The organism is Williamsia sp. DF01-3, assembly GCF_023051145.1.
Classification (GTDB): domain Bacteria; phylum Actinomycetota; class Actinomycetes; order Mycobacteriales; family Mycobacteriaceae; genus Williamsia.
Genome location: NZ_JALKFS010000005.1, coordinates 3,554,707 through 3,576,607 on the forward strand (window position 1 = coordinate 3,554,707; position 21,901 = coordinate 3,576,607).

Annotated in this window: 18 protein-coding genes and 2 pseudogenes; 1 reads left to right on the forward strand and 19 read right to left on the reverse strand. The window is 66.3% G+C overall.

Features of this window, described 5'->3' with window-relative positions; translation table 11 throughout:
• Positions 1-47: 47 nt before the first annotated feature.
• The 18 genes and pseudogenes from MVA47_RS18835 to hisD form a co-directional block, all read right to left on the reverse strand.
• A complete protein-coding gene (locus MVA47_RS18835; RefSeq protein WP_247209300.1) occupies positions 48-1,553 on the reverse strand; it encodes a glutamate synthase subunit beta in 1,506 nt (501 codons plus the stop codon).
• Positions 1,546-6,116, reverse strand: a pseudogene (gltB, locus tag MVA47_RS18840) (glutamate synthase large subunit). Before gltB ends, MVA47_RS18835 begins: the two are co-directional and overlap by 8 nt.
• Before the next feature lie 148 nt (positions 6,117-6,264).
• Positions 6,265-7,746: a prolipoprotein diacylglyceryl transferase gene (lgt, locus tag MVA47_RS18845; RefSeq protein WP_247209301.1), complete on the reverse strand. Its 1,482-nt coding sequence runs from the start codon at positions 7,744-7,746 to the stop codon at positions 6,265-6,267.
• Positions 7,743-8,582: a tryptophan synthase subunit alpha gene (trpA, locus tag MVA47_RS18850; RefSeq protein WP_247209302.1), complete on the reverse strand. Its 840-nt coding sequence runs from the start codon at positions 8,580-8,582 to the stop codon at positions 7,743-7,745. The genes lgt and trpA overlap by 4 nt, the downstream gene beginning before the upstream one ends.
• Positions 8,575-9,863: pseudogene (trpB, locus tag MVA47_RS18855) on the reverse strand (tryptophan synthase subunit beta). The gene trpA and the pseudogene trpB overlap by 8 nt, the downstream one beginning before the upstream one ends.
• Positions 9,864-9,877: 14 nt before the next feature.
• The gene (gene trpC, locus MVA47_RS18860; RefSeq protein ID WP_247209303.1) at positions 9,878-10,696 is read right to left on the reverse strand and encodes an indole-3-glycerol phosphate synthase TrpC; all 819 of its coding nucleotides are present in this window, start codon (positions 10,694-10,696) and stop codon (positions 9,878-9,880) included.
• A gap of 141 nt (positions 10,697-10,837) precedes the next feature.
• A complete protein-coding gene (locus MVA47_RS18865) occupies positions 10,838-11,620 on the reverse strand; it encodes a Trp biosynthesis-associated membrane protein (protein ID WP_247209304.1) in 783 nt (260 codons plus the stop codon).
• Positions 11,617-13,173 carry an anthranilate synthase component I gene (locus MVA47_RS18870; protein WP_247209305.1) on the reverse strand — a complete coding sequence of 519 codons (1,557 nt, stop codon included), beginning with the start codon at positions 13,171-13,173 and terminating at the stop codon, positions 11,617-11,619. The genes MVA47_RS18865 and MVA47_RS18870 overlap by 4 nt, the downstream gene beginning before the upstream one ends.
• A gap of 45 nt (positions 13,174-13,218) precedes the next feature.
• Positions 13,219-13,578 carry a tautomerase family protein gene (locus MVA47_RS26795; protein ID WP_281504811.1) on the reverse strand — a complete coding sequence of 120 codons (360 nt, stop codon included), beginning with the start codon at positions 13,576-13,578 and terminating at the stop codon, positions 13,219-13,221.
• Entirely contained in the window at positions 13,475-13,822 is a 348-nt protein-coding gene (hisI, locus tag MVA47_RS18880; RefSeq protein ID WP_023960969.1) for a phosphoribosyl-AMP cyclohydrolase, read from the reverse strand. Before hisI ends, MVA47_RS26795 begins: the two co-directional genes overlap by 104 nt.
• A 31-nt stretch (positions 13,823-13,853) precedes the next feature.
• Entirely contained in the window at positions 13,854-14,627 is a 774-nt protein-coding gene (gene hisF / locus MVA47_RS18885) for an imidazole glycerol phosphate synthase subunit HisF (RefSeq protein WP_023960971.1), read from the reverse strand.
• Positions 14,624-15,484 carry an inositol monophosphatase gene (locus tag MVA47_RS18890; RefSeq protein ID WP_247209306.1) on the reverse strand — a complete coding sequence of 287 codons (861 nt, stop codon included), beginning with the start codon at positions 15,482-15,484 and terminating at the stop codon, positions 14,624-14,626. Before MVA47_RS18890 ends, hisF begins: the two co-directional genes overlap by 4 nt.
• Positions 15,485-15,497: 13 nt before the next feature.
• On the reverse strand, positions 15,498-16,238 hold the full coding sequence (gene priA / locus MVA47_RS18895) for a bifunctional 1-(5-phosphoribosyl)-5-((5-phosphoribosylamino)methylideneamino)imidazole-4-carboxamide isomerase/phosphoribosylanthranilate isomerase PriA (RefSeq protein WP_247209307.1): 741 nt from the start codon (positions 16,236-16,238) through the stop codon (positions 15,498-15,500).
• Positions 16,239-16,246: 8 nt separating this feature from the next.
• Entirely contained in the window at positions 16,247-16,501 is a 255-nt protein-coding gene (locus MVA47_RS18900; RefSeq protein WP_247209308.1) for a hypothetical protein, read from the reverse strand.
• Positions 16,502-16,538: 37 nt separating this feature from the next.
• Positions 16,539-17,198: an imidazole glycerol phosphate synthase subunit HisH gene (gene hisH, locus MVA47_RS18905; protein ID WP_247209309.1), complete on the reverse strand. Its 660-nt coding sequence runs from the start codon at positions 17,196-17,198 to the stop codon at positions 16,539-16,541.
• Complete coding sequence (gene hisB, locus MVA47_RS18910) at positions 17,195-17,815, reverse strand: imidazoleglycerol-phosphate dehydratase HisB (RefSeq protein WP_116914736.1); 621 nt, start codon at positions 17,813-17,815, stop codon at positions 17,195-17,197. Before hisB ends, hisH begins: the two co-directional genes overlap by 4 nt.
• A complete protein-coding gene (locus tag MVA47_RS18915; protein WP_247209310.1) occupies positions 17,812-18,942 on the reverse strand; it encodes a histidinol-phosphate transaminase in 1,131 nt (376 codons plus the stop codon). Before MVA47_RS18915 ends, hisB begins: the two co-directional genes overlap by 4 nt.
• Entirely contained in the window at positions 18,939-20,285 is a 1,347-nt protein-coding gene (gene hisD / locus MVA47_RS18920; RefSeq protein ID WP_247209311.1) for a histidinol dehydrogenase, read from the reverse strand. Before hisD ends, MVA47_RS18915 begins: the two co-directional genes overlap by 4 nt.
• A gap of 110 nt (positions 20,286-20,395) precedes the next feature.
• On the opposite strand from hisD, the gene MVA47_RS18925 reads away from it, so the two are divergent.
• Positions 20,396-20,812 carry a phage holin family protein gene (locus MVA47_RS18925; RefSeq protein WP_247209312.1) on the forward strand — a complete coding sequence of 139 codons (417 nt, stop codon included), beginning with the start codon at positions 20,396-20,398 and terminating at the stop codon, positions 20,810-20,812.
• Between the two features lie 12 nt (positions 20,813-20,824).
• On the opposite strand, the gene MVA47_RS18930 is transcribed toward MVA47_RS18925, so the two are convergent.
• Positions 20,825-21,838 (reverse strand): NAD(P)-dependent alcohol dehydrogenase, encoded by a 1,014-nt coding sequence (locus MVA47_RS18930; protein WP_247210906.1) that lies wholly within the window; start codon positions 21,836-21,838, stop codon positions 20,825-20,827.
• Between the last annotated feature and the right edge of the window lie 63 nt (positions 21,839-21,901).

The following is a 21,901-nucleotide window of genomic DNA, read 5'->3' on the forward strand; positions in this document are numbered from 1 at the left end:
AACTCCGTCTTTGGCCCCGTCGTAGGTACCGCCGCGGCAGTCCGTCGTCAGCGGACCGAGAGCGGAAGCGCCGCGGGATGAACTGGTGAGGGCAAATCCGATTCGCCCATCAGGTACTCATCGACACCACGCGCCGCCGCCCGTCCCTCGGCGATCGCCCACACCACCAGCGAGGCCCCACGGTGGGCATCGCCACAGACGAACACCCCGGGCGTGTCGGTCTGCCAGTCGCTGCCACAGGACAGCGCGCCGCGGCCGTTGGGGGCCAACTCGAGGTCGGTCAACAACGCCGTGCGTTCGACACCCTCGAATCCGATCGCGAAAAGTGCCATTTCGCACGGCATTTCGAACTCATCCCCCACCGGCACGACGTTTCGTCTGCCGTTGTCGTCGCGTTCGACAGTGACCTCGGCCAGCACCATCGCGGTGACGTTGCCGTTGTCATCGCCAAGGAAACGTTGCACCGCAACCTGATATCTGCGCTCGCCGCCCTCGACGTGCGCGGCGGAGTCGCGCAAGATCAGCGGCCATGTCGGCCAGGGTGAGAGGTTCTCGTCCCGTTCCGGTGGCAACTCGGGGTTGTAGTCGAGCTGGGTGACCGACGCGGCACCCTGACGGTGGGCGGTACCCAGGCAGTCGGCTCCGGTGTCGCCACCGCCGATGATCACCACATGTTTGCCGTGCGCGGAGATCGGTGATGCGCCGTCGCCCTCACACTCGCGATTGGCGGGCACCAGATGCTCCATGGCGAGGTGAACACCGCCCAGCTCACGTCCGGGCACCTCGGGGTTGTCGCGGGCCTTGAGCGCGCCGACAGCGAGGACGACGGCGTCGTGACGGTCGCGGAGCTCGGCGACGGTCAGGTCTTCTCCGACGTTGCACTCGGTGACGAACTCGGTGCCCTCCCCCTTCATCTGGGCGATCCGCCGGTCGATGTCCGATTTCTGCATCTTGTATTCGGGAATGCCGTAGCGGAGCAGACCTCCGATGCGGTCGTCTCGCTCGTAGACGGTCACCGCATGACCCGCTCGGGTGAGCTGTTGCGCGGCCGCCAGACCAGCGGGACCCGAACCGACCACCGCAACCGATTTGCCGGACAGCGTCGCCGAGGTCTGCGGGACGACGAGTCCCTCTCGCCAGGCTTCTTCGGCAATCGTCTTCTCGATGCGTTTGATGGTGACACTGCCGCCGGTGGTGGCGTGCGAGATGGACAGCACGCAGGCCGCCTCGCAGGGCGCCGGGCAGAGCTTGCCGGTGAACTCGGGGAAGTTGTTGGTGGCGTGCAGACGGTCACTGGCCGCATCCCACCGGCCGCGGCGTACCAGGTCGTTCCATTCGGGGATCAGGTTGCCCAACGGGCAGCCTGCAGATCCGGAGTGACAGAACGGGATTCCGCAGTCCATGCACCTGCGGGCCTGCTCGGAGACGTGCTGATTCTCTTTGTCCGGGTCTTTGTCGACGTAGACCTCACGCCAGTCGTTGACCCGTTCGTAGACCGGCCGGGTCGGGGCCTCGGTCTTGCCGACCTCCAGGAATCCGCGCGGATCAGCCACGAGCCGCCTCCATGATCGCAGCTTCCACGTCGCGTCCTTCTGCTTCGGCCATCCGGGCGGCGTCGAGCACCCGCTGGTAGTCGGTGGGCATCACCTTGGTGAACTTGCGGCTTCGCCGCGGCCAGTCGGCGAGCATCGACGCGCCCACCGCCGAACCGGTCAGCTCGACGTGTCTGCTGATGTGTTCGTGCAGGAACAGCAGGTCGTCGGGGTCTGGATTCTGCAAGGCCACCATCGCCTGGTTCACCATGCCCGGATCGAGTCGGTAGACGTAGGCGATGCCACCGGACATCCCCGCCGCAAGATTGCGACCGGTGGGTCCGAGGATCAGGACCCGCCCGCCCGTCATGTACTCGCAGGCGTGGTCGCCCACGCCTTCGACCACCGCGGTGGCGCCGGAGTTGCGCACCGAGAACCGTTCGCCGACTCGGCCGCGCAGATAGACCTCGCCGCTGGTGGCCCCGTACAGGATCGTGTTGCCTGCGATGACCTGGTCTTCGGCGATGAACAGGGCGTCGGGATGCGGCCGGACGACGATCTTCCCGCCGCACAGGCCCTTTCCCACATAGTCGTTGGCGTCGCCGGTGAGTTTCAGCGTGACACCCGGGGCAGGAACGCCCCCAGCGATTGGCCGGCTGACCCCGTCAACGACACCGTGATGGTGTCTTCGGCCAAACCGTCTGCGCCGTACCGTCGCGTCACCTCCGACCCCAGCAGGGTTCCGACCGTCCGGTTGACGTTGCGAACGGGCAGGTCCAGGGTCACCGGGTGAGCATCTTCGAGCGCTCCTTCCGCCAGCTGGATCAACGTCTGGTCCAGCGCCTTGTCGAGGGCGTGGTACTGCTCGCGGGTTCGCCGCCTCGGCGAGTCGGTGTCGGCCGTGTGGAAGATCGGCGACAGGTCGACACCCTTCGACTTCCAGTGCGCCACCCCAGGGGCGGTGTGAAGCGCATCGGAACGTCCGATCGCTTCATCGAGGGTCCGGAACCCGAGCATCGCGAGATGTTCACGCACATCCTCGGCAACAAACTCGAAGAAGTTCACGATGTGCTCGGCCTTGCCCGTGAACCGGGCTCGCAACTTGGGATTCTGTGTCGCCACACCCACGGGGCAGGTGTCGAGATGGCAGACCCGCATCATGATGCAGCCGGCCACGATCAGCGGGGCGGTGGAGAAGCCGTACTCCTCGGCACCGAGCAGGGCCGCGACCATGACGTCCCGGCCGGTGCGTAGTGCCCCGTCACACTGGACGGTGATCCGGTCGCGTAAACCGTTGAGCATCAACGTTTGTTGAGCATCGGCGAGACCGATCTCCCATGGGGTGCCCGCGTGTTTGAGCGAGGTCAGCGGGGACGCACCCGTCCCACCGTCGTGGCCGGAGATGAGCACCACGTCGGCATGGGCCTTGGACACGCCGGTCGCGACCGTACCGACGCCCATCGCGCTGACCAGCTTCACGTGGATGCGTGCCTGTGGGTTGGCGTTCTTGAGGTCGTGGATCAGCTGGGCCAGGTCCTCGATCGAATAGATGTCGTGGTGCGGCGGCGGCGAGATGAGCGCGACGCCCGGCGTCGAATGCCTGGTCTTGGCGATCCACGGATACACCTTGTAGGCGGGCAGCTGCCCGCCCTCACCCGGTTTGGCACCCTGCGCCATCTTGATCTGGATGTCGGTCGCGTTGACGAGGTAGTCGCTGGTGACACCGAAGCGCCCCGAGGCCACCTGCTTCACCGCGCTCCGGCGAGTGGGGTCGTAGAGCCGATCGGTGTCCTCGCCGCCCTCACCCGAGTTCGACCGTCCGCCGATGCTGTTCATGGCGATGGCTATCGTCTCGTGTGCCTCGGCCGAGATCGACCCGTAGCTCATCGCGCCGGTGTTGAACCGCGTCATGATCGACTCGATCGATTCGACCTCGTCGAGTGGGATCGGTTTGCGACCCTCGGTGTCGAACTCGAAAAGCCCACGCAGTGTGCCGCCCTCACGGGAGAGCCGGTCCACCTCGTCGGTGTATTTGCGATAGACGTCGGTTCGGCCGGACTTGCTGGCGTGCTGCAACAAGAACACCGTCTCCGGGCTGAACAGGTGCAGCTCACCTTCACGGCGGTACTGGTATTCGCCACCGACGTCGAGCCGGCGGTAGACCTGCTCGGTGGGGTTGGGCGGGTAGGCCCGGTGGTGACGGATCCGGACCTCCTCGGCCAGTTCGTCCAGTCCGACCCCGCCGATGCGCGACACCGTACGGGTGAAGTACTCCTTCACCAGGTCGCCGGAGAGTCCTACGGCTTCGAAACACTGTGCAGCCGTGTAACTCCCGACGGTCGAGATGCCCATCTTGCTCATCACCTTGAGCACACCCTTGCCCAGACCCTGCAAGTAGTTGCGGACCGCCTTCGACGGGGTGACGCCGGTGAGTTCGCCTTCGCGGACGAGGTCTTCGATGGTTTCGAAAGCCAGATACGGGTTCACCGCCGCGGCCCCGAAGCCGATGAGCAGCGCGACGTGGTGCACCTCGCGCGCATCACCGGTCTCGACGACAAGACCGACCCGGGTGCGTTCCTTGGTGCGGATCAGATGGTGGTGCACGGCAGACGTCGCGAGCAACGACGGGATCGGCGCATTGTCCCGGTCGGCTTCGCGGTCACTGATCACCAGCGTCGAATAGCCGTTCGCGATCGCCTCACTGGCCCGCCTGCGCAGTTCTTCGAGCGCACGTTCCAGACCCGGTCCCCCTTCGGCGACCGGGTAGTGAGCGCGCAGCACCTTGGCAGCCAGGCCCCGATGGTTGCCGTCGTCGTTGATGTGCACGATCTTGGCCAGTTCATCGTTGTTCAACACCGGCCAGGGCAGCAGGATCTGCCGGCACGACGCCGCACTCGGGTGCAGCAGATTCTGCTCTGGACCCATCACACGAGCCATGGAGGTCACGATCTCCTCGCGGATCGCGTCCAGCGGCGGATTGGTGACCTGCGCGAACAGTTCCACGAAGTAGTCGTAGAGAAGACGCGAACGCTGCGAGAGCACGGCGATCGGGGTGTCGGTGCCCATCGAGCCCAGCGCCTCGTACCCCGAGGCAGCCATCGGGGTGATCAGTACGCGCAGGTCCTCTTCGGTGTACCCGAACGACACCTGCCTTCGGACCACGCTCTCGTGGGTCGGCAGGAACCGGGGACGCTCCGGAAGCCTGGCCAGTTCCAGCAGTCCGGCGTGCAGCCATTCCTCGTACGGCTGTTCGCCGATCAACTGGCCCTTGATTTCCTCATCGGTGATCCGCCGACCCTCTGCGGTGTCGATCAGGAACATCTTGCCCGGCTCGAGACGGCCTTTGGCGACGATGTCGTCGGTGGGGATGTCGAGTACGCCCGCTTCGGAGGCCAGGACCACTCGTCCGTCGCGGGTCTGCCACCAGCGCCCGGGCCGTAGTCCGTTGCGGTCGAGCACCGCACCGACCATCGTGCCGTCGGTAAAGGTGACGCAGGCCGGACCGTCCCAGGCCTCCATCATCGAGGCGTGGAACTGGCAGAACGCGCGGCGCCGAGGATCCATGTCGGGCACGTTCTCCCAGGCCTCGGGCACCATCATCATCACGCAATGCGGCACACTGCGACCACCGAGGTGCAGCAGCTCCAACACCTCGTCGAGCGACGCGGAGTCGGACGCATCCGGGGTGCAGATCGGGAACAGCCGCTTGAGGTCACCGGGAATCAGGTCGGTATCCAGAAGCGCTTCGCGGGCCCGCATGCGATTCCGGTTGCCCCGAACGGTGTTGATCTCCCCGTTGTGGGCGACGAACCGGAACGGGTGCGCCAGGGGCCAGGACGGGAAGGTGTTGGTGGAGAACCGCGAGTGCACGATCGCGATGGCACTCTCGGCCCGCTCATCGCGCAGATCCGGGTAGTAGAGCGGCAACTGCTTCGTGGTCAGCATGCCCTTGTAGACGATGGTGCGACTGGACAGCGAGGCGAAATACAATCCGCTGCCGTCGGCCTCGAGGTCCGGCGTGACCCGCTCCGCACGTTTACGCAGCGGGTACACGAGCCGGTCGAGCTCCAGCCCCGACGGTGCGATGCCGTCGTCGTCGAGTGGTCCGCTGACGAACAACTGGCTCATGAACGGCATACAGCCCCGCGCCGTCTCACCGATGTCGGCCTCGTCCACCTCGACGGGCAGGTCACGCCAGCCCAGGATTCTGAGGTTCTCCTCGGCGGCGATGTCCTCCACCCGGGTGATCGCACGTCGTCGGGCGTCCGGATCGGCAGGAAGAAAACAGATTCCCGCGGCAAAAGTGTTCTCGCCGTTGAGGTTTGCCGGGGGCAGGTCGAACTCGACCACCTCACGCAAGAAGGCGTGGGGAACCTGCATCAGGATGCCGGCGCCGTCACCGCTGTTGGTCTGAGCTCCGGCCGCGCCGCGGTGATCGAGGTTCTCGAGGGCAAGAAGGCCGTCGGCGACGATCGAATGGGAACGCCGTCCGTGGATGTCGGCGACCATCGCCACACCACAGGAATCGACTTCGTTGTCCGGGTCGTACAGACCCTGGGCTTCGGGGAGCTGAGAGAACAGCAAATCCGACCTCCACGCCTAGCCCCCGCCTCGCGAGGGAACCAGCCAGCAATCCTCAGGACGTCTCTGGCCCGTGGGGTGAATACGTCGCTGCGAACTTCACAGTGGCGTAAGTTCCGATGTTAGCAGCAAAGGTGGAGGGAAGACCGGGTCAGTTCGAGCTCTCGTCGGCCCCGGTTGTGGTGTCTGGCTTGGGCTTCCGATACGGCGTGGCGGCCTTGTCGAGCTTCGGGTCCCCGGTGGTCTCGATGTCGGGATCTGGGGGCAGATCGTCCGGGGGCGGCGGAGGCAGTTCTGTCTCGGTTGCCGACTCGACGGGCTCGGCCGTCTCGGGATCGGCCTGGTCGGGTTCGGCTGTCTCCGCGTTCTTCGTCTCAGGCTCGGACTTGTCCGTCGCCGAGGTTTCCTGCTCGGTGGTCTCGGTGGTCTTTGCTGCGGTGGCTTCTGCAGTCGCAGGCTTGTCCACCGTCTCGGAGTCCGCGGCAGCCGGAGGCTGGGATACGCCGGTCGCATCCGGTGCATTCGCATCGGGTGCGGTCTCGTCCGGTGTTGCCTCCGCGGTCGTCGTCGACGGCGCGTCGGACTCGAGCCCGGCAGCCGGCCCGGTCGACTCGGCCGGCTTGTCGATATCGACGCGCCGGGTGCGGGTCGAATCGTCGTCGGAGTTCTTCGCGGTGCCCGCCGCAGCAACCGTCGCCGGTTCGCGTTCGTCTTCGACGTACCCGTCGACGGGGTGCTCGGTGGGTCCGGTCTCGGGGGCCGCACCTGGGTGATAGATGTCGTGCGGCGTCTCCCGGCCCTTGGGCGCGATGACCACATACAGGGCAGCGCAGACGAACACCAGCGCAGAGGTGAACAGGTTGATCCTGATGTCCCACAGCATGGTGGCCGGGTCTGTCCGGAGGGTTTCGATGACAAAGCGCCCGACGCAGTAGCCGGCCACGTAGAGCGCGAACAGCCGCCCGTGGCCGATCCGGAACCGGCGATCGATGATGATCAGTGCGGCCACGATCAGCAGGTTCCACAACAACTCGTAGAGAAACGTCGGCTGCACGATCGCGTAGACCTCGCCGGTGGACTTGCCGTCGATGAGGTTGGGGCTGGTGAAGCCCGAGGAATCCGACCTCTCGTAGATCTTCAGACCCCAGGGCAGATCGGTCCGGTCCCCATAGAGTTCCTGGTTGAACCAGTTGCCCAGTCGGCCGATGGCCTGGGCGAGCAAGATCGGTGGAGCGATGGCATCGCCGAAGGGCGGAAGCTTGATCCCGGCGCGGCGAGCCCCGATCCATGCGCCGAGGGCGCCGAATGCCACGGCGCCCCAGATACCCAGTCCGCCGTCCCAGATCTTGAAGGCGTCGACCGGCTCTTTCGCACCGTCGCCGAAGTAGGTGTTCCAGTCGGTGATCACGTGGTAGATGCGTCCACCGATCAGTCCGAACGGAACCGCCCAGATGGCCACGTCCAGCACTTCGCCGTCGCGGCCGCCCCGGGCGATCCAGCGCCGGTTGCCCCACCAGATCGCGACGACGATGCCGACGATGATGCAGAGCGCGTAGGCCCTCAGCGGGAAGGGACCGAGATGCCAGACCCCCTGCGACGGGCTGGGAATGTACGCCAGCAGCTCAGTGGTCACGAAGGGACCTCGGTCGACACCGGGTCTTGCCCGGCGTACGTCGCCCGGACGCCCTCAGCTAGTTCGGCAGTCAGTGCACGAAGCGCGTCGCCGCCCTCGGCCACCGCGCTCACCAGAGCGGATCCGACGATCACGCCGTCGGCGTACCCGGCGATCTCGGTGGCCTGCGCCTTGCTGCGTACACCCAGTCCGACCCCGATCGGGATGTCCGAGTGCAGACGGATGCGGGCACACAGTTCCGGGGCCATGGTGGAGACGCTGTCGCGGGCGCCGGTGACGCCCATCGTGGAGGCCGCGTAGACGAAACCACTGCTGGCCTCGAGTGTCATGGCCAACCGCTCCTCCGTGGACGACGGTGCCACCAGGAAGATGCGGTCGAGTTGGTGCTCATGGGAGGCAGCGATCCAGCTGTCTGCTTCCTCGGGAATGAGGTTGGGGGTGATCAAGCCCAGGCCGCCGGCGCCGGCGAGGTCACGCGCGAACGCATCGACCCCGTATTGGAGAACGGGGTTCCAGTAGGTCATCACCACTGCACTGCCGCCCGCGTCGGCGATCGCCTCGACCGCGGTGAACACGTCCCGGACCCGTACACCCGAGCGCAGTGCCTGGTCGGCCGCGTCCTGGATCGTCGGTCCGTCCATGACCGGGTCGGAGTACGGGACGCCGACCTCGATGATGTCGCAGCCGGCGTCGACCATGGTGCGCATCGCGTCCAGCGACCCTGGCAGATCTGGGTATCCGACCGGCAGGTACCCGATCAGCGCGCTGCGCTTCTCCTCGCGGCAACGGGCGAACAGGGGGCCGAGCCGGGAGTCGGCCGTTGGGGATTCAGACATGACCATCCACTTCGAAGAGTCCGAACCACTTGGCTGCGGTGTCGACATCCTTGTCACCGCGCCCGGAAAGGTTCACCACGATGACCGCATCCGGGCCGAGCTCGATGCCGAGTTTGAGGGCTCCGGCTACTGCATGGGCCGATTCGATCGCCGGGATGATTCCCTCTTTCCGACTCAGTAGTGCGAGCGCGTCCATCGCCTCGGTGTCGGTGATCGGCCGGTATTCGGCACGGCCGATGTCCTTGAGGTGGGCGTGCTCGGGCCCTACGCCGGGGTAGTCCAGGCCGGCAGAGATCGAGTGCGATTCGGTGGTCTGTCCATCGCCGTCCTGCAGGAGGTACGAGTAGGCGCCTTGGAAAGCACCAGGCGTCCCGCCGGTGAACGTGGCCGCGTGCCTGCCTGTCTCGACGCCGTCCCCGGCCGCTTCGAAACCGACCAGGCGCACGTCTTTGTCGTCGAGGAACGGGTGGAAGATGCCGATGGCATTCGACCCACCACCGATGCAGGCGACCACGGCGTCAGGCAGCCGGCCCACGGCCTGCTGGATCTGCTGGCGCGCCTCGAGACCGATCACACGCTGCAGATCGCGGACCATCATCGGGAAAGGATGGGGCCCGGCCGCGGTGCCGAAGCAGTAGTACGTGTCGTGGGCATTGGTGACCCAGTCGCGCATCGCCTCGTTGATCGCGTCCTTCAGGGTCGCCGAACCGGTCTCTACTGCGACAACCGATGCACCGAGCAACCGCATCCTCGCGACGTTGAGGGCCTGACGTTCGGTGTCGACGCGGCCCATGTAGATGATGCATTCCTGACCCAGCATCGCGCATGCGGTCGCAGTGGCCACCCCGTGCTGACCTGCCCCGGTCTCCGCGATGATCCGGTTCTTGCCCATCTTCTTGGCCAGCAACGCCTGGCCGAGCACGTTGTTGATCTTGTGAGAACCCGTGTGGTTCAAGTCTTCTCGTTTGAGGAAGATACGTGCGCCGCCCGCGAGCTCGGAGAGTCGCCTGGCTTCGTACAGGGGCGATGGTCGCCCGCTGTAGTCGCGTTGGAGACGGTCGAGTTCACCGAGGAACTCGTCGTCGGTGCGCACCTTCTCGTAGGCCGCGGTCACTTCTTCGATGACGGCCATCAGCGCTTCGGGGACGTGCCGCCACCGTAGACACCGAAGTGCCCGCCGCGGTCGGGTTCGAGAGAGGTGCGGGTGACCAGGCCGGCACTGGCCGGTGGCAGGTCGGAGGCGGGCTGAGATGAGGTTGATGCAGAAGACGAAGACGTCATGTTGCGGCGAAGGCCTAACGGACTGGTTTGGGACAGGACGGGTGGGTTCCGGCGGTCACCAGTTCGGATACCGCGGCGCGCGGGTCACCTGAGGTGACCAGCCCCTCCCCGACCAGCACGGCGTCTGCGCCGGCACCGGCGTAGGCCAGCAGGTCGGCGGTGCCGCGTACTCCGGACTCGGCGATCCGGATGACCTCGGTGGGCAGGCCGGGAGCGATGCGCGCAAAGCTGTCCCGGTCGACTTCGAGGGTCTTGAGATTGCGGGCATTGACGCCCACGACCGACGCACCGGCCTGCAGTGCCCGGTCGGCTTCTTCTTCGGTGTGAACCTCGACCAACGCCGTCATGCCCAACGACTCGGTGCGGTCGAGCAACGACGCCAGCACGTTCTGTTCGAGTGCGGCGACGATGAGCAGGATGACATCGGCGCCATGAGCCCGAGCCTCGTGGATCTGATACGGCCCCACGATGAAGTCTTTGCGGAGAACCGGCACCTGCACGGCGGCGCGCACCGCGTCCAGATCGGCGAGCGAACCCCGGAACTTGCGCTCCTCGGTGAGCACACTGATGATCCGGGCACCACCGGACTCGTACGCGGTGGCCAGGGCGGCCGGATCGATGATGTCGGCCAGGTCACCCTTGGACGGACTCGCCCGCTTCACCTCGGCGATGACACCGATTCCGGGCTCGTGCAATGCCGCCTTGGCGTCTTTGGGTTCCGGCGCCTTGGCCGACGCGGCCTTGATGGACGCGAAGTCGATCACGGACTCACGGGCGGCGACGTCGGCTTTCACCCCGGCAAGTATCGAGTCAAGGACGGTTTGCGTGCTCATGATCAACCCCTTTCTCACGCTACTGGCGAGGTTGCGCAGAACACGCCAACGGCCACAGCTGCTCGTGATTTCCGTACACAAAGGGTAGCTGCGCTGCCATACCCGTCGGATTCGGGGTACCGGCCCGGGACGTGAGACGCGTCACGGTTGCCGATCGGACGGACCGACGGTCGGATCGTCGCCTGTGTCGAGGGCGTCCCAGAGCATGCGTTCGTTGTTCGGCGCACCGTCCGCGGCCGCCTCGGTGGACGAGGTGCGTCCGCCCTCCTGGGGGGCGTCCGAGCCGGTGACTCGCCCCGACTTCTTGTCGGCCTCCCGCTTGGCGAACACCTGTTCCTCGAGCTCGGCCCGGCGTGCCGCAGGCGATTTGTACTTCGACGACATGGGGGCATCCAGGGCGGCGGTCTGCAGCATGACCACGGCCCCGAGCACTGCTGCCAGCGCACCGAGAAGCACGACTATGCCTGGCAGGACCGAGGTATCGACCTCGAGTGGCTGATACCGCGCCGGCATGTCGATCACCTTCGCGGCGTAGGTCGTGTGGTCATCGCCGGTGAGAAGGGTGATCGCGGGCAGGATCCCGAGGACGGCAATGGCCGCGACGATGACGGCGGCGATTCGCAGCGCCCACCCACGCAGGGAGGCGGCCGCGGCGATCCCGGCCAGAAGGACGATCGCGAGCGGGGTCAACAGCAGCGTCCAGTCCGACCCTTTGACCGTGAATGTGCGAGGCGGAGCCATGCCGTCTGCCGCGATCAGTTCGGCCCACGTCATGCGCGACGCGGCCCAGAACGCGACCGCCGCCACTCCGAGCAGAACGGCGATGACGCCGAGGCGCCGGCCACGTCCACCACCGCGATGGCCGGCCACCGCCTCATCGGAGGGCAGGTCGCCGGGGTGCGTCTTATCGCCCGGTTCGGTCATCGGTCGCCACCCACTCGTGACATCGTCTCGGCGGCGGCGATGGCCTTGAGGACACCTCGCGCCTTGTTGCTCGCCTCGTTGTATTCATAGTCAGCCTGGCTGTCGGCCACCACGCCTCCTCCGGCCTGCACGTAGGCCCGGCCCTCGGTCATCACCGCGGTACGAATCGCGATGGCGGTGTCCGCATCGCCTGCGAAGTCGAGGTAACCGACCACACCCCCGTACAGACCACGCCGCGTCTTCTCGTGCTCGTCGATCAGTTCCATCGCGCGCACCTTGGGTGCCCCGGTCAGGGTCCCCGCCGGGAAGCACGCGTTCACCGCGTCGAGCGCGGTGCTGTCATCACGCAGGTGACCCGACACCGTGGACACCAGGTGCATGACATGGCTGTACCGCTCGATGTGCCGGTAGTCGCTGACCTGCACGGTGCCCGGTTCACAGACGCGGCCGAGATCGTTGCGTCCCAGATCCACGAGCATCAGGTGTTCGGAGTTCTCCTTCTCGTCCGCCAGCAGATCCTTCTCGAGCAGCAGGTCGTCCGCCTCGGTGTCCCCACGCCAGCGGGTACCCGCGATCGGATGAGTGGTTGCCACCGAATCTTTCACGGTCACAAGCGCTTCCGGACTGGATCCGACGATGGTGAAGTCCGGGCGTCCGATGCCGGGGATGCGTAGGAGGTACATGTACGGGCTGGGGTTCGTGGTGCGCAGCACCCGGTACACGTCGATTGGATCGGCATCGGTCTGCATCTCGAAACGCATGGACGGTACAACCTGGAACGCCTCGCCTGCCTCGATCTCGGACACGAGGCTGGTGACGATGGTGCCGTACTCCTCACGGGTGCGCTGAGCAGTGAACTCGGGCTCGACCGGCCGATAGGTGGACACCGTCGAGGGCGCCGGAGCGGCGAGCGCCTCCGTCATCGTGTCGAGCCGGGCGAGCGCATCGGCGTAGGCGAACTCGGCGCGTTCGGCGGTGCCGTCCCAGTTGACCGCGTTGGCGATCAGCGTGATGGTTCCCTCGTGGTGGTCGACCGCTGCGATGTCGGTGGCGAGCATCATCAGCATCTCGGGCAGATGCAGATCGTTCTCGGTGGTGTCGGGCAGACGCTCGAGTCGCCGAACGGCGTCGTACGCCAGGAACCCGACGAACCCGCCGGTCAACGGAGGCAATCCGGGCAGCCGGTCCGTCGCCAGGATCTTCAGCGCCTCGGCGAGTGCGGCAAGTGGGTCGCCGCCCGACGGCGCCCCGGCCGGCCTGGTCCCCCACCACGTCGCCTCACCGTCCACGGAGGTCAACGCCGACGGTGATCCCGCCCCGATGAACGACCATCGCGACCACGAGCGCCCGTTCTCCGCCGACTCCAGCAAGAAGGTCCCGGGCCGGTCACCGGCCAGTTTGTGATACGTCGACAGCGGGGTCTCCGCGTCGGCGAGAACCTTGCGGGTCACCGGGACCACCCGATGGTCGGCGGCGAGGTCGAGGAACTCGGCCAGCGTGGTGGTATCTGAGAAACCCTCGGCGGGTGCGGCGGCTGTGGTCTTGTTCGGCATCGCGACCATCATTTCATCAACGGACTTCGTCCCGGTCGGCCGCCGCTATTGACCGAGCGGTTCCCCACCGACACCCCACTGCGTGCGCGGTACCTCGGTGATCGTGACCCACACGGAATCAGGGTTCTTCCCCGTCGCGCGGGCGTAGGCCTCGGTGACCGCGGCGATGGTCTCGCGCTTGACCCGGTCGCTGAGTCCCGGGGTCTGAGAGATCTGGATCAACGGCATGTCGGCCTCACTGTTTTGCTGGGTTCTGCGTCGCCGGAATCGGGTGGTCGCTGTGGGTTCTGACGGGAGTTGCTCACGAGATGGAGGTGAAGAGAACGTCCGCGTCGAAACAACTGTGGTCGCCGGTATGGCATGCCCCGCCGGTCTGCTCGACCGTGAGCAGCACGGTGTCACCATCACAGTCCAGGCGCACCTCGAGAACCTTCTGGGTGTGGCCACTGGTGGCGCCCTTGATCCACTGGGTGCCGCGTGATCTGGAGAAGTACGTGGCCTCACGGGTGGTCAGGGTTCGTTCGAGGGCGTCGTCATCCATCCACGCGACCATCAGCACGTCGCCGGTCCCGGCTTCTTGCACCACCGCGCAGATCAGACCGTCGGCATTGCGCTTGAGCTTGCCGGCTGTCTCCGGGTCGAGCGACATGGGAACTCCTGGGGTTGAAACGGGTCGGGCGCTAGCGAACCGGGATGGACTCGGCCCGCATCGCGTCCTTGACCTGGCCGATGGTGAGCTGGCCGAAATGGAACACCGAGGCGGCCAGCACCGCGTCTGCCCCGCAACGCACCGCAGGGACAAAATGTTCCAGCGCCCCCGCTCCGCCACTGGCGATCACCGGGACCTGCACCGCTGCCCTGACAGCGGTGATCATGTCGAGATCGAAACCGTTCTTGGTGCCGTCCGCGTCCATCGAGTTCAGCAGGATCTCCCCGACCCCGAGGTCCTGGCCGCGTCTGGCCCATTCGACCGCGTCGATCCCGGTGCCCTTACGGCCTCCGTGGGTGGTGACCTCCCACCCCGATGGGGTCGGTGACTCGCCGTCGGGCACAGTGCGGGCGTCGACGGACAGGACGATGCACTGCGATCCGAAATGCCGGCTCATCTCGCCGAGCACATCAGGGTTGGCGATGGCAGCGGTGTTCACACCCACCTTGTCCGCACCGGCACGGAGCAGTCGATCCACGTCGGCGACCGTGCGGACACCACCGCCCACGGTGAGTGGGATGAACACCTGATCGGCGGTGCGCTTGACCACATCGAGCATGGTGCCGCGGTTTCCACTGGAGGCGGTGACGTCGAGGAAGGTGAGCTCGTCGGCTCCGTCCGCGTCGTATGCGGCGGCCAGTTCCACAGGGTCGCCGGCGTCGCGCAGGTTCTGGAAGTTGACCCCTTTGACCACACGGCCGGCATCGACGTCCAGACACGGGATGACCCGTACGGCGACCGTCATCGGTATTTCTCCTTCGGAACCTCGAACGCACGTGGATCGCCGAGCTGCGAGATGAGCTCGACCAGGTCGCCGTGCACCCCTGGCGCGGCGGCCAGGATGGACGGCGAGTTGACCGTCCACGGGTCGCCCGCGAGGTCACTGATCTGACCTCCTGCAGCGAGCACCAGCGCGGCCCCCGCCGCGTTGTCCCAGGCGTGGTGACCGAAGCTGATCGCCCCGTTGATCTGACCGCCGGCGGTCAGGGCCAGGTCGAAGCCGGTACTGCCGAACAGACGCAGTCGAGCGGTCCGTCTGCTGAGTTCGCCGAGCAACTCCACCCGGAAGGACCCGGGGTAGCGCCCGCGGCTGTCGAGGTTGAAGGCACCGAACGCCAGCATCGCTTCATCGAGCCGCAGGGTCGGCAGCGGATCGAGCAGCTTGCCGTTGCAGGTGATTCCGCCACCCACGAACCCGGCGTACTTCAGATCCGAGAGCGGGAGCCAGGTGAGTCCCAGCACCGGCAGTCCGTTGTGCAGCAGCGCCAGCAGGATTCCGGCCACCGGCACCCCAGCCGAGTAGTTGAACGTGCCGTCGATCGGATCGACCACCCAGACGGTGCCTTCGGTGAGGTCGGGGCCGCCGTACTCCTCGCCGTGCACACCGATCCCGGTGCGTTCCTGCAGTTCGGCCGAGATGATCCGTTCCAGCTCCAGATCGAACTCGGTGGCAAAGTCGGTGTGCCCCTTGGTGACTGCGCTCGGTGCACCCAGGCCATCGCGAAACCGGCCGGTGACCGAGTCGAGCACGTCGGCAGCGGTGGCGAGCAGACGGTTCGGATCGAGGTCGGCCGGGAAATCGGGGACGTCAGTGGCGGTCATGCGGGTTCGACGTTCATGACGACACCGCCGCAAGCGCCTCCACCAGGGTGAACCGCCCGGCATACAGCGCCTTGCCCACGATGGCGCCTTCGACGCCACCGTCGACCAGTCCGGCGATCGCCACGAGGTCGTCGAGAGTCGACACCCCACCTGAGGCGACGACGGGGGCGTCGGTCTTCGAGGTGACCTCGCGCAGCAGTTCGAGATTGGGCCCGGTGAGGGTGCCGTCCTTGGTCACGTCGGTGACGACATAGCGGCTACAGCCGTCGCGCTCGAGCCGGGCCAGAACCTCCCAGAGGTCGCCGCCGTCGGACACCCATCCCCGTCCGCGCAGCCGGTACGAGCCGTCGACGAACTGGACGTCCAGGCCCACCGCGATCCGGTCGCCGTGTTCGGCGATCGCGCGCGAGCACCACTGTGGGTTCTCCAGTGCAGCGGTGCCGAGGTTCACCCGCGCACAGCCGGTGGCGAGCGCCGCCTTGAGGGAATCGTCGTCACGGATACCGCCCGACAGTTCGACCTTCACGTCCAGCTCACCGATCACCTCGGCCAGCAATTCGCGGTTGCTGCCCCGGCCGAACGCCGCGTCGAGGTCCACCAGATGCACCCACTCGGCACCGTCGCGCTGCCACGTCAATGCGGCCTCTCGCGGAGAACCGTAGGACGTCTCGCTGCCTGCGGCGCCCTGCACCAGCCGCACCGCCTGGCCATCGGCCACGTCGACCGCCGGAAGCAGTTCAAGTCGTGAGCTCATGCTGTGTGTCAATCCCTTTCGGTGTTCTTCGGGTCGATCTCGCCATCATCGGCATGGGCTGCCCGGTCGACCATCCGGTTGGCCACAATACCCATCGCCGCGACCGCGACCACCAGTGCCAGCAGCGCGACGACCAGTGCAGCCAGCGGTGCGACCTGCGCCAACCAGATCACCACGGGCACCGAGAACACCAGAACCGCCGTGCCGGCGCCGAGCGCGAAGACGGCGAGCCGAGCAAAAGAGAACTGGCGCGCCGGGCTCATCGCCGTCCGCGTGTGATCGCGGTCGAGCTGGTCGGGCTCACTTCAACGACCGCACCCAGTTGCGCAGGAGCCGGGCTCCGGCGTCACCGGACTTCTCCGGGTGGAACTGGGTCGCACTCAGTGGACCGTTCTCGACGGCGGCCAGAAATCGACCACCGTGTTCGGACCACGTGAGCTTGGCGGGTTTGAAATGTCCCTCGGAATGCAGTTCCCACGTCTGTGCCGCATAGGAGTGCACAAAATAGAACCGCTCATCGTCGGGCATGCCCTCGAACAGGACCGAGTCCGGTTCGGCCTCAACGGTGTTCCAGCCCATGTGTGGGAGCACCGGGGCCGGGAGCGCACTGACCGTGCCCGGCCACTGTCCGCACCCGTCGGCCTCGACACCGAACTCGACGCCCCGTTCGAATAGGATCTGCATCCCGACACAGATGCCCAGCACCGGACGACCACCGGCTAGCCGGTCATCGATTATGCGGTCGCCCTTGATCTCGCGCAGCCCTTCCATGCATGTGGCGAAGGCTCCGACGCCGGGTACAACGAGGCCGTCGGCTTCCAGGGCCGTGTGGGCGTCCGAGGTGACGGTGACGTCGGCACCGGTGCGCTCGAGCGCCCGCTGCGCCGAGCGCAGATTGCCTGATCCGTAGTCGAGAATCGCGACTGTGCGGCCTTCGGTGCCGCTTCCGGTGTTGCTCACAGCGCACCTTTCGTCGAGGGGACCCCACTCACCCGCGGGTCTGGCTCCACCGCCGCCCGCAGAGCGCGTGCCACTGCCTTGAACTGCGCCTCGGTGATGTGGTGGGGGTCGCGACCGTACAGCGTTCGGACGTGCAGTGCGATCTGTGCGTTCATCGCGAGGGATTCGAACACGTGCTTGTTGATCACCGTGTGGTACGGGACACCTGGATTGCCACCGATCGTGCTGGTGAGAAGGTGGTCGGGTTCTCCGGTGAACACGCAGTAGGGCCGACCCGAGACGTCGACGATCGCCTGCGCGAGCGTCTCGTCCATGGGGATCCATGCGTCGCCGAAGCGGCGAATACCCGACTTGTCACCCAGTGCCTGTCGAATCGCCTGGCCGAGCACGATTGCGGTGTCCTCGACGGTGTGGTGCGCCTCGATCTCGACGTCGCCCTTTGCCGCGACGGTCAGGTCAAAACTGCCGTGTGCCCCGAACGCGGTGAGCATGTGGTCGTAGAAGGCCACTCCGGTGGAGATCTCGGTGACGCCGGTGCCATCGAGGTTGATCTCGACGGTGATGGATGATTCGCGGGTGGTGCGCTCGATCCGAGCGACGCGAGCCTGGGTTGTCATTGTTGTTGTCCTCCTACGAGGTCGGAGCCGGCCAGTTCGGCACTGCGTGCCAGCAGCGCGTCGTTCTCGGCGGGCAGGCCGATGGTCGCACGCAGATGCCCGGCGCTGTGCATGTCCCGGATCAGCACACCGCCGTCGAGGTAGTGCTGCCAGCTGGCGGTGGCGTCGGCAAAGTCGCCGAACAGGATGAAGTTGGCGTCGGAGTCCACCACGTGGAAGCCGAGGTCGGTCAGTCCCGCGGTGACCCGCTCGCGCTCGGCGACGATGGCCGCGACTCCCGCGAGGGTGTCGTCGGCGTGCCGCAGAGCCGCGCGCGCGGCGGCCTGCGTGATCACCGAGAGGTGATACGGCAGACGGACCAGCAGCAGGGCGTCGATCATTGCCGGGTCTGCGGCCAGGTAACCGAGCCGTCCTCCGGCGAACGCGAACGCCTTGCTCATGGTCCGGCTGACAACAACCGTGGCCGGGAACTCTTCGATGAGCGCCACAGCGCTCGGTGCTGCGGAGAATTCCGCATAGGCCTCGTCGACGATGACGATGCCGGGCGCGGCCGCCGCGACTGCCTGCATCTCGTCCAGCGGTATCGAGCCACCCGTCGGATTGTTCGGCGACGTCAGGAACACCACGTCGGGCCGCAGTTCCTCGATCGCGCCCAGGGCCACGTCGAGGTCGAACGAGAAGTCGGCGCTGCGCTTGGCCTCGATCCAGGTGGTGTCGATTCCCGTGGAGATGATCGGATGCATCGAGTACGAGGGTACGAATCCGAGTGCCGTTCGGCCGGGCCCTCCGAAGGCCTGCAACAACTGCTGCAGCACTTCATTGGATCCGTTTGCTGCCCACAGGTTTTCGACACCGAGCCGGATGCCGGTCCTCGTGGTGAGGTATGCGGCCAGATCCGTGCGCAGGGCAACGGCATCGCGGTCGGGATAGCGGTGTAACCGACTTGCCGCAGCACGCACCGACTCTGCCAGGTCGTCGACCAGTGCCTGCGACGGTGGGTGCGGGTTCTCGTTGGTGTTCAGTCGATATGGGACTTCCAGTTGCGGTGCGCCGTAGGGTGATTGGCCCCTCAGCGACTCGCGGAGTGGAAGGTCGTCCAACCCGATGCGGCTGCTGGGAGCGCTCACTGCTGCTCGCCACCGGTACTGTCCACCGCGCCGGCGAACCGCAGTCGGACAGCTTCGCCGTGGGCAGGCAGATCCTCGGCACGCGCAAGTGTCTGCACATGCCCGGAGACCTCTTTGAGCGCGGCCTCGTCGTAGTCGATGACATGGACCCCACGCAGGAACGTCTGTACCGACAGTCCCGAACTGTGCCGAGCCGACCCCGATGTGGGCAGCACATGATTGGAACCCGCGCAGTAGTCACCCAGACTGACCGGCGAGAAGTCGCCGACGAAGATGGCGCCGGCGCTGTGCACCTGCGCCGCAACACCCTTGGCGTCTCGGGTCTGGATCTCCAGGTGCTCCGCCGCATAGGCATTGACCACCCGCAGCCCCTGTTCGATGTCGTCGACGAGGATCACACCTGATTGCGATCCGCCCAGCGCGGTGCGTACCCGTTCGCTGTGTGTGGTGCGCTCGATCTGTACTTCGAGTTCGGCATCCACGGCATCGGCCAAGGCCGTGCTGTCGGTGACCAGGACGGACGCAGCCATCACATCGTGCTCGGCCTGACTGATGAGATCGGCGGCCACATTGACCGGGTTCGCCGAATCGTCCGCGAGGATCGCGATCTCGGTGGGGCCTGCCTCCGAGTCGATCCCGACAACACTGCGGCACAACCGTTTTGCGGCGGTGACATAGATATTGCCGGGGCCGGTGATGAGGTCGACCGGCTCGAGGTCGGTGCCATCGGTGTCGGTGCCGCCGTAGGTGAGCAATGCCACCGCCTGCGCGCCGCCCACCGCCCACACCTCGGTGACCCCGAGGAGCGCGCACGCCGCCAAGATGGTCGGGTGTGGCATGCCGCCGAACTGTGCCTGAGGCGGGGAACTGACCACCAGGGTGTCGACGCCGGCTTCCTGGGCAGGCACCACGTTCATCACGACGCTGGACGGGTACACGGCGTTGCCGCCGGGCACGTAGAGACCCACGCGGCTCACGGGGATCCAGCGCTCGGTCACCGTTCCGCCTGGACTGACCTCGGTTGTCACATCGGTGCGGCGCTGGTCGGCGTGCACCTTCCGAGCCCGGTCGATGGATTCGGTGAGTGCGGCGCGGACGTCCGGGTCGATGTCGGCCAGGGCCTGGTCGATCAGCTCGGTCGGGACCCGCACGGTGTCGGGCGCGACGCCATCGAACTTCTTCCCGTACTCCAGGGCGGCCTCGGCCCCGCGGTCGCGGATCGCGTCAATCACCGGCTTGACCTGTCCGAGGACTGCGTCGACGTCGGTCGCGCCGCGCGGCATCGCCCGGCGCAGTTGAGCAGTGGTGGCACGGGCACCGCGTAGGTCGGTGCGGGCAAGCATCGGCGAATACTCCTGACGGGTGGGTCGGCGATCCACAGTGCGCTATGGATCCGAGTTCAAGGATATGCGGTGCGGCCAGCTGTTTTCACCGGCGGCCCTAGGATCGGCACATGGTCTTCGTCGTCCGCCTGCTGATCAACGCCATCGCGATCTGGATGGCCGCGGCGCTCGTCACCGGCATCTCCATCGCCACCGACGGCCGCGACACGTCCGCACAGGTCCTGATCGTCCTGTTCATCGCCCTGGTGTTCACCGTGGTGAACACCGCGATCAAGCCGGTGGTGAAACTGCTGTCGATCCCCCTGCTGATCCTCACACTGGGCTTGTTCACGCTGGTCATCAACGCCTTGATGTTGCTGCTGACCGCGTGGATCACCGACTCCACCGAGTTCGGGCTCAGCATCGACGGGTTCTGGACCGCGGTGTGGGGGTCGGTGATCATCTCGATCGTCAACTTCCTGCTCGGCGCGCTTGTTCCCGATCGCAGGTCGAGGGACCGGAGACAGGCGCGTCAGGCGTTCAGATGACGACCGGCGGGTTCACAGCGTCGAGTTGTCGATGACAAACCGGTAGCGGACGTCGGAAGCGATCACCCGCTCGTAGGCCTCGTTGATCTGCTGTGCGGGGATGACCTCGATCTCCGAACCGAGATCGTGCTCGGCGCAGAAGTCCAGCATCTCCTGGGTCTCGGCAATGCCACCGATCATCGAGCCGGCCAGCGAACGCCGGTTCGCGGTCAAGGACATCGCCCGGACCGAGATCGGCTTCTCTGGCAGCCCGAGTTCCACCAGCGTGCCGTTCAGCGCGAGCATGCCCATGTACTTGTTGATGTCGAAGTTGACCGACACCGTGTTGATGATGAGATCGAACTTTCCGCGCAGCTGCTTGAACGTTGCCGGGTCGTCGGTGGCGTAGTAGTGCTGCGCGCCGAGTCGCAATCCGTCTTCCATCTTCTTGAGAGACTGCGAGATCACACTCACCTCGGCGCCCATGGCCGCAGCGATCTTGACGCCCATGTGACCCAGTCCCCCGAGACCGATGATCGCGACCCGCTTGCCCGGCCCCGCACCCCAGTGCCGCAGAGGCGAGTAGGTGGTGATCCCGGCGCACAACAGCGGAGCTGCCACATCGAGCCCCAAGGAATCGGGGATGCGGAGCACGTAATTCGCGTCGACGACCACTTCCTGGGCGTATCCACCGGTGGTCGGCTCGCCGTTGCGACCGGTCGAGTTGTAGGTGCCGACCATCCCGCGCCTGCAGTACTGCTCCTGACCGAGCACGCAGGCCTCGCACTCGCGGCATGAATCAACAAAACAGCCGACGCCCACCCGGTCGCCGACCTGGTACTTGGTCACCTCCGAACCGATCTCCGAGACGGTTCCCGCGATCTCGTGACCGGGCACGACGGGGTATGCGGTGTTCCCCCATTCGTTGCGAGCGGTGTGGATGTCCGAGTGACAGATGCCGGCATACGCAACCGCGATGCGAACATCGTGCGGACCCACCTCACGAGTGTCGATGGTGGTGGGGACCAGCTCTTCCGTCGCGGACATCGCGGCGTAGGCGTTGACGGTCGGCACGTGTTCTACCTCCAGGGGATTGGCGTGGGTGGTGCG

Excerpts from the sequence above, each read along its gene's own strand:
- trpA (WP_247209302.1), bottom strand. The coding sequence starts at position 8,582 with ATGTCTGAATCCCCAACGGCCGACTCCCGGCTCGGCCCCCTGTTCGCC.
- trpC (WP_247209303.1), bottom strand. The coding sequence starts at position 10,696 with ATGAGCACGCAAACCGTCCTTGACTCGATACTTGCCGGGGTGAAAGCC.
- MVA47_RS18865 (WP_247209304.1), bottom strand. The coding sequence starts at position 11,620 with ATGACCGAACCGGGCGATAAGACGCACCCCGGCGACCTGCCCTCCGAT.
- MVA47_RS18870 (WP_247209305.1), bottom strand. The coding sequence starts at position 13,173 with ATGCCGAACAAGACCACAGCCGCCGCACCCGCCGAGGGTTTCTCAGAT.
- MVA47_RS26795 (WP_281504811.1), bottom strand. The coding sequence starts at position 13,578 with ATGGTGACACCGTGCTGCTCACGGTCGAGCAGACCGGCGGGGCATGCC.
- hisI (WP_023960969.1), bottom strand. The coding sequence starts at position 13,822 with ATGTCGCTCGACCCGGAGACAGCCGGCAAGCTCAAGCGCAATGCCGAC.
- hisF (WP_023960971.1), bottom strand. The coding sequence starts at position 14,627 with ATGACGGTCGCCGTACGGGTCATCCCGTGTCTGGACGTCGATGCCGGC.
- MVA47_RS18890 (WP_247209306.1), bottom strand. The coding sequence starts at position 15,484 with ATGACCGCCACTGACGTCCCCGATTTCCCGGCCGACCTCGATCCGAAC.
- priA (WP_247209307.1), bottom strand. The coding sequence starts at position 16,238 with ATGAGCTCACGACTTGAACTGCTTCCGGCGGTCGACGTGGCCGATGGC.
- MVA47_RS18900 (WP_247209308.1), bottom strand. The coding sequence starts at position 16,501 with ATGAGCCCGGCGCGCCAGTTCTCTTTTGCTCGGCTCGCCGTCTTCGCG.
- hisB (WP_116914736.1), bottom strand. The coding sequence starts at position 17,815 with ATGACAACCCAGGCTCGCGTCGCTCGGATCGAGCGCACCACCCGCGAA.
- hisD (WP_247209311.1), bottom strand. The coding sequence starts at position 20,285 with ATGCTTGCCCGCACCGACCTACGCGGTGCCCGTGCCACCACTGCTCAA.
- MVA47_RS18925 (WP_247209312.1), top strand. The coding sequence starts at position 20,396 with ATGGTCTTCGTCGTCCGCCTGCTGATCAACGCCATCGCGATCTGGATG.
- MVA47_RS18930 (WP_247210906.1), bottom strand. The coding sequence starts at position 21,838 with ATGTCCGCGACGGAAGAGCTGGTCCCCACCACCATCGACACTCGTGAG.